General features: G+C 71.8%; 13 protein-coding genes. 7 read left to right on the top strand and 6 right to left on the bottom strand.

Annotated features, from left to right (window positions below; genetic code table 11):
- Positions 1 to 4: 4 nt before the first annotated feature.
- Positions 5 to 427, bottom strand: a complete 423-nt coding sequence (locus tag ACFRU2_RS05820) for a CBS domain-containing protein (protein WP_382968073.1) — start codon at positions 425 to 427, stop codon at positions 5 to 7.
- A 105-nt stretch (positions 428 to 532) separates the two neighbouring features.
- On the opposite strand from ACFRU2_RS05820, the gene ACFRU2_RS05815 reads away from it, so the two are divergent.
- Positions 533 to 1,372, top strand: coding sequence for a class II glutamine amidotransferase (locus tag ACFRU2_RS05815; RefSeq protein WP_382968070.1), 840 nt, complete (start codon positions 533 to 535; stop codon positions 1,370 to 1,372).
- 109 nt (positions 1,373 to 1,481) lie between these two features.
- Complete coding sequence (locus ACFRU2_RS05810; protein ID WP_382968067.1) at positions 1,482 to 1,670, top strand: DUF6381 family protein; 189 nt, start codon at positions 1,482 to 1,484, stop codon at positions 1,668 to 1,670.
- Between the two features lie 9 nt (positions 1,671 to 1,679).
- Here the strand turns inward: ACFRU2_RS05810 and ACFRU2_RS05805 are convergent, their stop codons facing one another.
- Positions 1,680 to 1,913: a hypothetical protein gene (locus tag ACFRU2_RS05805; protein WP_382968065.1), complete on the bottom strand. Its 234-nt coding sequence runs from the start codon at positions 1,911 to 1,913 to the stop codon at positions 1,680 to 1,682.
- Positions 1,914 to 2,093: 180 nt separating this feature from the next.
- On the opposite strand from ACFRU2_RS05805, the gene ACFRU2_RS05800 reads away from it, so the two are divergent.
- The 3 genes from ACFRU2_RS05800 to ACFRU2_RS05790 are packed head-to-tail and all read left to right on the top strand — an operon-like array spanning position 2,094 to position 3,561.
- A complete protein-coding gene (locus tag ACFRU2_RS05800; protein ID WP_382968063.1) occupies positions 2,094 to 2,459 on the top strand; it encodes an STAS domain-containing protein in 366 nt (121 codons plus the stop codon).
- Between the two features lie 12 nt (positions 2,460 to 2,471).
- Complete coding sequence (locus ACFRU2_RS05795; RefSeq protein WP_382968060.1) at positions 2,472 to 3,011, top strand: ATP-binding protein; 540 nt, start codon at positions 2,472 to 2,474, stop codon at positions 3,009 to 3,011.
- A gap of 10 nt (positions 3,012 to 3,021) precedes the next feature.
- A complete protein-coding gene (locus ACFRU2_RS05790; protein WP_382968057.1) occupies positions 3,022 to 3,561 on the top strand; it encodes a SixA phosphatase family protein in 540 nt (179 codons plus the stop codon).
- Positions 3,562 to 3,632: 71 nt separating this feature from the next.
- Here ACFRU2_RS05790 and ACFRU2_RS05785 read toward each other — a convergent pair whose 3' ends face one another.
- The gene (locus ACFRU2_RS05785) at positions 3,633 to 4,931 is read right to left on the bottom strand and encodes an acyltransferase (protein ID WP_382968054.1); all 1,299 of its coding nucleotides are present in this window, start codon (positions 4,929 to 4,931) and stop codon (positions 3,633 to 3,635) included.
- A 2-nt stretch (positions 4,932 to 4,933) separates the two neighbouring features.
- Entirely contained in the window at positions 4,934 to 7,021 is a 2,088-nt protein-coding gene (locus tag ACFRU2_RS05780) for a bifunctional polysaccharide deacetylase/glycosyltransferase family 2 protein (RefSeq protein ID WP_382969561.1), read from the bottom strand.
- 62 nt (positions 7,022 to 7,083) lie between these two features.
- Here ACFRU2_RS05780 and ACFRU2_RS05775 point away from each other — a divergent pair, with 62 nt between their 5' ends.
- Together ACFRU2_RS05775 and ACFRU2_RS05770 are read left to right on the top strand one after the other, a co-directional pair.
- Positions 7,084 to 7,665, top strand: coding sequence for a hypothetical protein (locus ACFRU2_RS05775; protein ID WP_382968051.1), 582 nt, complete (start codon positions 7,084 to 7,086; stop codon positions 7,663 to 7,665).
- A gap of 391 nt (positions 7,666 to 8,056) precedes the next feature.
- Positions 8,057 to 9,007, top strand: a complete 951-nt coding sequence (locus ACFRU2_RS05770) for a glycoside hydrolase family 16 protein (RefSeq protein ID WP_382968048.1) — start codon at positions 8,057 to 8,059, stop codon at positions 9,005 to 9,007.
- 112 nt (positions 9,008 to 9,119) lie between these two features.
- Here ACFRU2_RS05770 and ACFRU2_RS05765 read toward each other — a convergent pair whose 3' ends face one another.
- Both ACFRU2_RS05765 and ACFRU2_RS05760 read right to left on the bottom strand, forming a co-directional pair.
- Positions 9,120 to 11,549, bottom strand: a complete 2,430-nt coding sequence (locus tag ACFRU2_RS05765) for an FtsX-like permease family protein (protein WP_382968046.1) — start codon at positions 11,547 to 11,549, stop codon at positions 9,120 to 9,122.
- Positions 11,546 to 12,238, bottom strand: a complete 693-nt coding sequence (locus ACFRU2_RS05760; protein WP_382968043.1) for an ABC transporter ATP-binding protein — start codon at positions 12,236 to 12,238, stop codon at positions 11,546 to 11,548. The genes ACFRU2_RS05765 and ACFRU2_RS05760 overlap by 4 nt, the downstream gene beginning before the upstream one ends.
- Between the last annotated feature and the right edge of the window lie 124 nt (positions 12,239 to 12,362).

Here is a 12,362-nt window from a genome sequence, read left to right as displayed (position 1 = left end):
CCTCTCAGGTGTCCGGCTCCGCGGCCGAGATGGCCGCGAGGGTGGATCCGGGGTCGCGTTCCACCGTGAGGTCGCCCAGCGTGACGACGCCGACGAGTTCACCGTCCTCCGACTGCACGGGCAGGCGCCGCAGCGCGTGCCGCCGCATGAGATCGGCCGCCTGGTCCACGTAGTCGTCGGGCTTGACGGTCACCGGAGCGGGGGTGCAGACCGCCTGCACCGTCGTCTCGGCGGGATCCCTGTTGTCGGCCACGGCCCGGATGACGAGGTCCCGGTCGGTCAGGATGCCGTGGAGCCGACCGCCGTCGACGACCAGGACGTCCCCGATGTCCGCGTCCCGCATCACCCTGGCGGCTTCCGCCAGGGACGTCAGCTTGTCGACGGTCACCGGATTGCCGGTCATCACCTCGTGGACTCGCCGGGTCATGGTCGCACCTCCGTACCCGGCGTCTTTCCACCCTGCCCGTCGGCAAACCCCGGGTGCTCAGGTCATGGGGTTACGCTCGGAGCAGGCCGCGAAGGGGATGGTCGCATGTGCCGGTGGCTCGCTTACTCGGGCTCTCCCATGCTGCTCGACGCCGTGCTCTACCGTCCGGAGCACTCGCTGATCAACCAGAGCCTGCACGCCCGCCTGGGCGTCGAGACGACCAACGGCGACGGTTTCGGCATCGGCTGGTACAGCGGGAACGGGGACGGCACGCCGGCCGTCTTCCGGGACATCGCCCCGGCCTGGAACAACCGCAACCTGCGCGAGCTCGCCGCGCACGTCAGCTCACACCTGTTCTTCGCACACGTGCGCGCCTCGACCGGCTCGGCCATCCAGCAGACCAACTGCCACCCCTTCCGCCACGGCCGGTGGCTGTGGATGCACAACGGGTCCATCGCGGACTTCCCCCGGCTGCAGCGGGACCTCTGCCTGGCCGTCGACCCGGCCCTCTTCCCGGCCATCGAGGGGTCCACCGACTCCGAGGTGATGTTCTACCTGGCGGTCACCTTCGGGCTCGACCAGGACGTCCCGGGCGCCGTGGCCCGGATGACCGGGCTCGTCGAGCGCCTCGGCAAGGAGCACGGCATCGCGGAACCGCTCCAGATGACGCTGGCGATCAGCGACGGCGCGTACCTCTGGGCCTTCCGCTACTCCAGCGGGGGTGCGGCCCGCTCGCTCTTCTACAGCAGCCGGGCCGAGACCGTCCGCCACCTGCACCCCGAGGTGGAGTACATCCGTGAGATCTCCGACGCGTCGCGCATCGTGGTCTCCGAACCGCTGGGGTACCTCCCCGGCGTCTGGAACGAGCTTCCCCAGGCCAGCTACACGGTGATCCCCTCCGCTCCGGACCGGGACTGGCTCCCCTTCGCACCGGAATTCCCCTGACGGCCGTTCCTCGTCCCGGGAGCCGCGGTGGCGGGTGCGGTGCGGTGCTGATTGGCTGGGAGGACCCAGTACCGCAGGAGTACGGCATTCTCCGAAGCGAGGATCGCTCATGATCAACGAGAGCCAGCCGAGCCGGCGGGCCCGGCAGATGCGTGACAAGGCCCAGGAACTGGAGCAGGCGGCGCAGCGCGCGACGGATCCTGCGGAGCGGCAGCGGCTCATCGAGAAGGCCCTGCACATCCGGAAGAAGAGCGAGCAGGAGAACGGCCCGGGCAGCGGAACCATGGACCCCATGTAGCGCCCGCGATCACCCGGTCCAGTGGAACCTTCCGCCTCCGACCCAGCGGACCTCGTCCGGGTCGTCGAGGTCGTGGATCGTGATGCCTGCGGCCGCCGCGGTCAGGACCACGTCCGTCATCGACCGGGCGGTGCTCGCCACCTGGCCGTCGATCTCCACGATGCGGAACGGCGGGTCGCCGGGGCACACCCCGAGCACGGTGACCCGAGCCGGGGGAAGGTAGGGGACAGCGCCTTCGGTCATGCGACATCGCCTCCCGGGTCTCATAGCGCCCCTGCCCGAACGCCCGGGCGGAAAACCTCCCGCGTGCGGTGGCGCCCCCGAGGTCACGGTTCGGGGGCGTGTGAGGGGGTAGGCGCGCGACGTATCCGGAGTACGAGCCCGCGTGAGGAACCCGCGGGCCCCGCGGGAAAGGGGTGCACGATGGCCACGGCGGACGGCGAACGCTTCGCGGTCGAAGTACGGCCCGTCGAGGGAGCCACCGTCCTGGCGCTGGCGGGCGAGCTCGACCACGGCACCGCCGAACCCTTGCGGGTGGCCATCGAGGCCGCCCGGGCGGGCGGCGGGCAGCGGCTGCTCCTCGATTTCAGCGGGCTGGACTTCTGCGACTCCACGGGACTGAACGTGTTGTTGCACGGCCGGCTCGCGGTCCGGGAGTCGGGTGGCAGTCTCGAACTGGTCGGCCTCCACCAACCGATCGAACGCATGTTGCACATCACGGGCGTGGTCGGACTGTTCCCGCTGCACCCCGATGTGGATGCGGCGCTGGCACGTCACCGGCGCGCGTAGCGGAGGAGCACGATGAGCGAGCACCGGCCACCGGAGCAGACCCGGCGTCTGGTGCTGCACGGCAGCACGAACGCCGTCAGCCGCTGCCGGGAGTTCACCCGCGCCGCCCTGACCGAGTGGCGGTGGCTGCCGGAGGCGGAGAGCCGCCGTGAGTACGGCCTCCGGGACGAGACCGCGGACGATGCCCTGCTGCTGGTGTCCGAAGTCGTGGCCAATGCCTGCATGCACGCGGGCGGGCCGAGCTCGCTCCTCCTGCGCCGCACCGCCGAGGGGCTGCGCATCGAGGTCACCGACGCGAGCCCCGTCGCGCCGGCCGTCAGGCAGCCGTCGGACCCGGCACGGCCCGGAGGCCACGGGCTGGTCATCGTGGACCGGCTGGCCCGGAAGTGGGGCTCGGAGCCGGTGGGCGGCGGAAAGTGCGTATGGGTGGAGCTCGACGCACCGCAGTACGTCCCGGCCGTACGTCCCCACACCGGCCACACCGACGACAGTGGCCGTACCGGCCGTACCGGCCTCGTCGGGCCGGTGGACCGTGGGAGGCTGGGGCGATGAGGCTGAGATCATGAGCGCGCCGTCCACCGCCCGCCTGGTGCTGCTGCGCCACGCCAAGTCCGCCTGGCCCGACGGCGTCGCGGACCACGAGCGGCCGCTCGGCCCGCGCGGTCTGCGGGACGCGCCCGCGGCGGGCCGCTGGCTGCGCGACGCCGGCTGCCTGCCGGCCCTGGTCATCTGTTCCACCGCCCGGCGGACCCGGGAGACCTGGGCACTGGCGGCCGCACAGCTCGGCGCCGAGGTCCCGGTGCGCTTCGACGAACGGATGTACGCCGCCGAGCCGGAGGAACTGCTGGAGGTGGTGGCCGAAGTACCGCAGGAGGTGGGGACGCTGCTGCTCGTCGGCCACAACCCGGGCCTGGAGGAGCTGGCCGTCGGCCTCGCGCGGGATGCCGCGGGCACCGCGGAGGCCGGGGCGATGGCGCGCCTGTCGGAGAAGTTCCCGACGTCCGCGATCGCGGTGCTCGCCTGCCCCGGTACCTGGCGGGAGCTCGCGCCGGGCTCGGCCCGGCTGACCGACTTCGCAGTCCCCCGTGGCGCCGCCCGCTGACGCACCACAGCGGGAAGGGGCCGTTCCGGATCGCTCCGGAACGGCCCCTGGTCCGTCTCGCCGGAGCTCCGTCAGACGCCGGACCGGCGCCTGCCCCGTTGGCGACGCGGGTACGGCAGGAGCCGCGGTGCGCGTTTGGCGGCCACGTCCTCGATCCAGCCGAAGGTCAGGACCAGCAGGCCGATCAGCGGGATCGCCACCAGCAGGGTGAACCACTGGCTGGCCAGCAGCCACTGGAAGTTCTCGTAGAAGAAGGGGACGCTCCAGAGGGGGTCGATCAGCGGGATCGCGACCACCAGGGCCACCTGGTGCCACAGGTAGACGCTGACCGCGCGCGAGTTGAGCAGGCTGACCAGGCCGTTCCAGCGTTCCAGCAGTCTGGGCCACTGCTCCCAGGAAGGGCTGACGTGGAGCAGGATGGCGACGAAGCCCAAGGACCACAGGGCCTGGGCGATCGGCCAGGCTTCGATGTCCGTCGGTACGGTCGGGTCGACCGGCCGGGTCTGCAAGTACCAGAGGCCGGCCACCATGACCAGCGGCGCGATGGACGGCAGGACGTACTGCGGGATCCTCTTGAGCAGCCCTTCCTGGTGGGCCATGCCGAGGAGCCAGCAGGAGCCGAACATGGCGAAGTCGTTGGCGGTCTCCCAGACCCGGCCGTAGACGAACTCCTGGTCGGCGAAGAACGAGTTCATGACGATCAGCACCGCCAGGGGGCTGAACAGCGTCACCCACGGCAGCCGTCGCAGCGCCCGGAGCATCAGCGGCGAGAGCAGGACGTACCAGAGGTAGGCCCGGAGGTACCAGAGCGGGACGGTGATCTGCAGGGCCCAGCCGCCCTCCACGTGGCCGAACCCGGGCAGGTCCTCCGCGAACGGCGGAGTGCTGAGCGGCAGGATCCAGAACGCCATCTTGGTCCACCACCAGGTGGGGTGGCCCTCAGAGTCGGGACCCCAGCCGTCGAGCAGCTGGAGGGTGATCAGGACGACGCCGAACAGCCACATCGGCGGCAGCAGCCTGCGCAGTCGGCCGCGGATCACGCCGAGTGCGGGACGGCCGAGCGAGCGGGCCATCAGTGAGCCGGCCAGCGCGAACATCACGCCCATCGAGGGGAAGACGAGGGGCAGCCAGAACCAGCCGAAGTTGTGGTAGAAGATCACGCGCACCAGGGCCAGCGCGCGCAGCAGGTCGAGGTAGCGGTCCCGGCCGCCCTTGCGCGGGGCCGGCGCCTTGGACTCCGGCTGCGCATCGGGCTGCGGCTCCGGCAGCGGCTCGGGCTCCCACTCCGCCTCCCACCGCTGTCGCACGATGGCGGGAACCCGCAACTGGACGGTTTCCTGGTTGCGCCCGAGGTCGGTGTATCCGGTCACGGTCAGGCCTCCACGGGTACAGCGACCTCGCCGGTGCGCCGGAGCTTCTGCCAGCGCAGTCGACCACCGGTCATCGCCGTGATCGCGGACTGCAGCAGGACGATGTACATGAGCTGCCGGTAGACCAGCTGCTGGATCGGCAGGCTGATCAGGTACCAGGGCTTCTCGCGGTCGAGATGGAAGGCGTACCAGGACAGCACGGCCTGGAGCAGGATGAAGCCGCCCCAGCTCGTGAGCGTGATCCCGGCGTCCCCGAAGAACACGCCGTACAGCAGGAACATGTCGACCAGCGGCGCCAGCAGCGGGGCGACCACGCCGAACAGCACGACGAGCGGCAGCCCGATGCGGCCGAAGCGCTTGCCCGGGCCGCGGGAGGTCACCGCGGCGCGGTGCTTCCACATCGCCTGCATGCTGCCGTAGCTCCAGCGGTACCGCTGGGACCAGAGCTGCTGGAGGCTGGCGGGCGCCTCGGTCCAGGCGCGGGCCTCCTCGGCGTAGACGATCCGCCAGCCGTCGCAGAGCACCGCGATGGTGATGTCGGTGTCCTCGGCGAGGGTGTCGTCGCTCATCCCGCCGACCCGCCGCAGGGCCTCCTTGCGGAAGGCGCCGACCGCGCCGGGGATGGTCTGGATGACGTTGAGCATGTCGTACATCCGGCGGTCCAGGTTGTGGCCGAGGACGTACTCGATGTGCTGCCAGGCGCCGATCAGGCTGTCGCGGTTGCCGACCTTGGCGTTGCCCGCGACCGCGCCGATCGTCGCGTCTCCGAAGGGCTGGACCAGCTCGCGCACGGTGGACGGTTCGAAGACGGTGTCGCCGTCCATCATCACGATGATCTCGTGCGAGGCCGCCGCGATACCGGTGTTGAGGGCGCTGGACTTGCCGCCGTTGGCCTTGCGGATCAGCCGGACGAACGGCAGGTTCATCGCCTCGACTATGTCCGCGGTGCCGTCCGAGGAGCCGTCGTCGATGACGATGACCTCGATCGGATAGTCACTGACGGCCAGCGAGTTGAGGGTGTTGGCTATGCACTCGCGCTCGTTGTACGCCGGGACCAGGACCGTGACCGTTTCGGTGACGGGCGTTCCCCAGGCGTCCCGCCGCTTGGCGCGCCGGGCGTGCATCGGTGCGAGGACGAGCATCAGCCCGAACCGGCCGAAGTTGAGGAAGCCGACGAGGGCCAGCAGCCCGACCAGGACCGGCAGGGTGTGCACGGCGACCTGGGTGGCCCAGATGTATCCCTTGCCCGCCCACAGCTGGAATCCGGTCACCGGCACGGTGGCGCTGGAGGCGCCGAGTGCGTCGGAGATGGTGGTGAAGCGGTAGCCCTGGGCCTGCAGTTTGACGATGATCTGCTCGAGCGCCTCGATGGTCTGGGTACGGTCGCCACCCGCGTCGTGCAGCAGGATCAGCTCGCCCGCACCGGGCGTGGCCGGCATCGCCGCCTTGACGATCTCCTCGACACCGGGACGCTTCCAGTCGTCGGTGTCCCGGTCGATGAAGGCGGTGAGGTAGCCGCGCGCTCCCACGTACTTGATGACCGGGTAGTTCCAGTCGTCCATCGCCGAGGCGTCGGAGGAGTACGGCGGGCGGAACAGCGCGCTGTGGACGCCCGCGACTCCGGCCAGCGCCAGCTGCGTCTGCGCCAGTTCCCAGCTGATCCGGGCGCGGGACTGGTACACCAGGTCGGGGTGGGTGAAGGTGTGCACGCCGAGCTCGTGGCCGCCCGCGACGATCTGCCGGATCAGCTCCGGGTTGCGCGTGGTCATGGCGCCGGTCACGAAGAAGTCCGCACGGACCTCGTGGCGCGCGAGCACCTCGAGGATCTTCGGAGTCCACTGCGGCGAGGGACCGTCGTCGAAGCTCAGGACCACCGTGCGGTCGGGGATGTGATAGCTCACGGGCTGCTCGTTCTTGCTGCCGCGCGCGTCGATGACCGGACCGCCCTTGAGCAGGTGCTGCGGCACGGTCGTCTTGTCGACCGAGATCGCGATCCGGTCGTCGTGGAAGGCCTCGTTGGTGGCGAGGCCGCGCAGCACGAGAAGCGCAAGCAGGCACGCCAGCAGGGACAGCGGCATGAAGAAGCGCAGCGGCGGCGCGGCCAGTCGGCGCGGCCTCAGCAGGGACTGCCGGCGGCGCTGATGGCGGGACAATGACGCTCCTGGAGATGGGTGGTGCGGACGATCAGGGGGTGTTGGCCGACGGACCCGAAGGGCCTCCGCCGGACGGCACGGTGGCCGTGGGGCTCTGTGGGCCGGCGGTCCCGGCCATGGGCTTCGGCGCGCTCGGCGTGGGCTTCGACGTGCGTGCGGCCGGGGGTTTCGGCGGGGCGGCCGAGGACTTCGACGGAGCGGCCGACGGCTTCGGCGTGCCGGCCGAAGGCTTCGGCGTGGCGCCGGAGGGCTTCGTCGCGGGTGTCGCGGAGGGTGTGGCCGTCCGGGGCGAGGGCGACCCCGAGGGCGCTGCCGACCCTGCCGGGGTGGCCGACGGCACGGGCGAGCCGGGCGGGGCGGGCGACCGCGAGGGCTGTACGGGGATGCCCATCGCCGGGGCCTCCGCCTGCATGCCGATCAGGCTGCTGCCCATGGCGACGGCCAGGACCGCGCCGACCACGGAGACGGGCCAGGCGAGACCCCGCAGCAGACGGCCGCGCAGACCCGACTGGTCGACGAAGACCGGGGCGGGAGCGGGGTCGTCAACACCCAACTCGGGCATTTCGGGCTGTGCCTGGTAGGCCGGGTACGCCGGTCCGCGTCCGGTGGAAGGAGGGGCTGATCGCACCTTGCGGGGCCTTTCAGTGCAGGGTACGTAGACCGCGGGATGGCAGGGCGAACGCTAGTGCACCGCCCCGAATCGACTTGGGCCCGATGTCCCCTTTTTGCGCCATCTGCTCCGGTGTCGTAATCGGATTGGAATACCAATTGGCAGTACCAGTCGGTATATCTACACGCACGGTCGTCGGGCACTGATCTCTGCGTGTCCAGCGGAACCGTTTCGCCGGGACCTCGGCGACCCGGGGTCGAGCAGGTCGCCGCGAACCTTAGGATGACCACCTCATGTGATCAGCCATTGATCCTCATGTCAGGGCGTGTCCAGGTACCGCCTCTACGCCCCAAGGAGCTCGTGTGAGTCACCCCCGCCGCACCTCTCGTCGCCGCGCGTGGACCGCGCTCACGCTGCCTGCCCTCCTGTGCGTACTGGCCTCGTGCACCAGCGGCTCCGGCGGCCCCGGCCGCGATGACGCCGCGCCCGCCAAGAGCGCTTCGCCGACCCCGTCCGGACCGCCGGGAACCCTGTTCGACGACTTCCGGTACAGCGGCCCCGACGACCCCGCGCTCAAGGCCAACGGCTGGGAGGTCCGTACCGGTGGGGGCGGCCCGGGGATCAAGGACACCTGGACTTCCGCCGGCGCCAGCTTCCCTTCCGACGCGACCGCCCAGGGAGGTAGGGCCCTTCAGCTGCAGTCTTCCACCGACGGCACCAAGCAGGGCACCAAGCAGGTCGAGATACAGACGACCGGCACTCCGCTTTTCACGGGAACCTATGCCGCTCGGGTCTACCTGAGCGACAAGCCCGTCAGCGGTCGCAACGGCGACCACGTCGTCGAGACCTTCTTCCCGATCTCCGCCTCGGACTCTTCGCCGAACTACAGCGAACTCGACTACGAATACCTGCCGAACGGCGGCTGGGGTTCGGTGGGGCCGCAGCTCGACACCACGAGCTGGTTCAAGGCCGATCCGCCGGACCGGGTCACCCACGCGCTCAAGAAGCAGCGCCTCGAGGGCTGGCACATCATGATGATCACTTTCATGGACGGAAAGGCCACCTATTCGCTGGACGGCAAGGACCTGTTCACCAGCTCCGGGAAATACGTCCCGCGCGAGAAGGTGGACATGCATTTCAGCAACTGGTTCATCGATCTTCCCTTCACCGGTGGTTCACGCACGTGGAACATGAAAGTCAACTGGTTCTACTACAAGGCCGGTGAGGCGGTTTCCCAGGCCGACGTCCAGAAAACGGTGGACGGTTTCTACAGCGCCGGAACCAGCCACATCAACACCGTTCCCAAGTCCTGACCCCGGTCCGGAGCGGGCCGGACCGGAGCGTGCCGGTCCGCTCTGACCGGCCAGATTCGGCCAATCTGCTCCGGCCGACCCGACCCGGCCGGCCCGCTCGGGCCGGCCCGGCTCACTCCGCCCGTAGTGCCTGCGCCGTCCGCGTCCGCGCCGCCCACCCGGCCGGCAGCAGCGCGCCGGCCACCGCGATGAGCACCCCCGCCAGCGCCAACGCCCCCACCAGCACGGGGCCGTACACGTCCACGTCCGCCGGCGGGATCGTGGTGCCGACGGCCCGGCCCATCTCCGGCATCACCCAGCCGTGCAGCGCCACCCCGAGCGGTACGCCGACCAGCCCTGCGGCCAGGCCGATCGCGCCCACCGAGGTGAGGACCTGGACGACTGTCTGACGGGGCGTCATCCCCAGCGCCTTGAACACCCCGAGGTCGCGCACGCGGTCCCGGGTGTCCAGCACCACGGTGTTGAGCACGCCCAGGCAGGCCACCGCCACCAGCATCAGCGTGAGCATGGTGATGAGAGCCCGCATCGCGAGGATCACGCTCGACTCGCCGGGCTCACTCGCCTCCGCCTCCGCGCCGAGCGGCTCCAGGGCGGAGTTCAGGGTCTCGACGTAGCCCCCCGCGTCCGTCCCGGGGGCCGTGCGCACGATGAAGGAGCTCGGCAGGTACCGGCTCTCCAGGGCCGCGACCGAGGCCATGTCCGTGCGCAGCACCATCCCCTTGTCGCCCAGGTCGAACACCTCCCCGACGATCCGCAGCCGGACGGTGCGACCCTGCTCCGACAGCACGACCTCGTCGCCCACCCGGACGCCCGCGGCCCGCAGGAAGCGGGTGGCGGCGACCGCTTCGCCCGGGGCGGCGAACCAGCGGCCGGACACCATCGTGTGGTCGGCGCCGGGCACGTCGCCCTCGTACGCCACCAGGGGCGCGCCGCCCGTCAGCCCCGCCACCGAGACCTGTGTCCTGGCCATCCGGTACGAGGACGCCGTCTCGGGCAGGGCTCCGATCGCCGCCGCCACCGCCGCCGGGTCGGCGGGCTCGCGCTGCGCGCTCGGCGGGCCCTCGCCGGGCCTGGCGACCGTGCGGGCCGTCACCTCGCCGCCCCGGTCCGGATCCCCGTCCCGCTCGACCGCGGCGAGCGTGCTGCCCAGACCCACCGCGAAGGTCACCGCGAGCGCGCCGAACGTGACGGCCGCGGCCGTCGTCGCCGAGCGGGCCGGGCGGGCGAACGGGCTCGCCAGCCCGAGGCTGACCGCACGCGGCAACGGCAGCCTGCCGAGGAGGCGGCGCACCCGGCGCCCCCGCCCGCCCCCGGCGCCCCGGCCCATGCCGAGCACCAGCGCGGTGCGCAGCCGTGCCGCCCGCAGCGCGGGCACCGAGGCGGTGACCGCCACCAGCGCCAGGGCCCCGGCCGGCACCACGAGGCTCACCCAGGCGGGGATGAGCACCGCCCCGGTCCCGTACGACCGCGCGACTTCCGCCATCAGGGGTACGGCCAGCGCGTTGCCCAGCGCCACGCCGAGCAGGGCGCCCGCCGCGGCCGGGATCAGCGCCTGGGCCACGTACGCCCGGCCCACCTGGAGCGGTGTGAAGCCGAGGGACTTCAGGATGCCGATCCGCCGGGTCGCGGCGCCCACCGCGCCGCTCACCACGATGCCGATCACCAGCACCGACATGGCCAGGCCCAGCACCGCGAAGGCGGACACGAAGGGGACGTAGGCCGCCGTGTTCTCCTGGGCGCTCTGCCGTACGTCGAGGTAGGACTGGGCGCCGGTCACGGCGGCCGGGGGCAGCGCGGCGGCGATCCCCGCTCGGGCGCTCTCGACGGCGGCGGTGCCTGCGCCGGTGAGCCGGTACAGCATCTGGTGGCCCGTCCGGTCCCCGGCGAGGGCGTCCAGTTGCGCGGGCATGACCCAGGCGTCGGCGCTCTCGCCCACCGACTCGGCGATGCCGACCACCGTGAACCCGGTCCCGGCGGCCCCGCCCGTCCCGCCCGTCCCGCCGGTCTCCAGGCGCGTCCCGGGCCGCATCCCCGGCTGCCGCGAGCCGGCCTCCAGCACGATCTCACCCGGCGCGGCGGCCCACCGGCCCTCCATCAGGTCGACCCGGTCCGCCTCTCCCCCGGCCGACGGCCGTCCCACCACCGTCAGCGGCGGCGGCTGGAAGCCCGGCGGCGTACCGACCGCCGGCCGGAAGCGTACGGAGGCCACGCCGAACGGCCCCGAGGAGCCCGCGACCCCCGGGAGCCGGGCGGTGTCCGCCATCTGCCCTTCGGTCACCGCGGAGTCGAACTGCACCGTCAGATGCGCCCCTTGCTGCCGGGCGAAGGCGTGGTCGAAGGGTGCCCGGGAGGCGACCAGCAGCCCGAGGGCGAGAACGGACGCGGCGACGGAGATGAGCGTCGTCAGGACCATCACCGCGGTCTGCGCGCGGCGCCGCCCCACCCCGGCCCGCACCACCCGCCCCAGGGCCCCTCTCCGACGACCGCCGCCCGCACGGCCCTTCCGCCCGCCGGCTCCCCGCTCCTCCCGCGGCCCGCTCATCGCCGCACCATCCCTTCGTCGCGCGCGATGCGCCCGTCGACGAGCTCGATGGTCCGGGTCGCGCACGACTCGGCCAGCGCCAGGTCGTGCGTGACCAGGACGATCGTCTGCCCGTCCGCGTTCAGCTCGCGCAGGAGTTCGCGTACGTCGGCTCCTGAAGCGGTGTCCAGGGCGCCCGTCGGCTCGTCGGCGAGCAGCAGCGGCGGACGGTTCATGAGCGCCCGCGCCACCGCCACGCGCTGCCGCTCGCCGCCCGACAGCCGGCCGGGGAAGGCCCTGGCGTGCCGGTCGATGCCCAGGCGCGCGAGCAGCTCGGCCGCCCTGGCCGCGGCCTCGGCGCGGGGCGTGCCGGAGAGCTGGGCGGGCAGCAGCACGTTGTCCAGGACGGTGAGGTCGTCGAGGAGGTTGAAGAACTGGAAGACCATCCCGATCCGCGAACGCCGGTACTTCGCGGACTCGGTCTCGGTCAGCGAGTCCACCCGGACACCGTCGACGCTCACGCTGCCCTCGCTCGGCCGGTCCAGGCCCGCGATCAGGTTGAGGAGCGTCGACTTGCCGCTGCCGGAGGGGCCGAGGACGGCGAGCGCCTCGCCCGCCCGCACCCTCAGGGTGAGCCCGGTCAGCACGGCCGGGCCGGCGTCGTAGGTCTTGCTCACCCCGTGCACGTCGATGAGGTGGTGGTCGGTCATGGATCCTCCACGGTCCGTACGTCGTCGGGCAGCGATCGGATCCGCTCCCCGTGCGGCCGTCCCGACGCTAGGAGCCGGCGCCCCGGAGCCGCGTCGGCACCGCTGGGGATCTTCCGTACCGTGC

Origin of the sequence: Streptomyces sp. NPDC056883 (assembly GCF_042788835.1) — a bacterium.
GTDB lineage: Bacteria > Actinomycetota > Actinomycetes > Streptomycetales > Streptomycetaceae > Streptomyces > Streptomyces stoeckheimensis.
The sequence above is the reverse complement of the archived record's forward strand: the minus strand, read 5'-3'. Positions and strand labels throughout refer to the sequence as shown.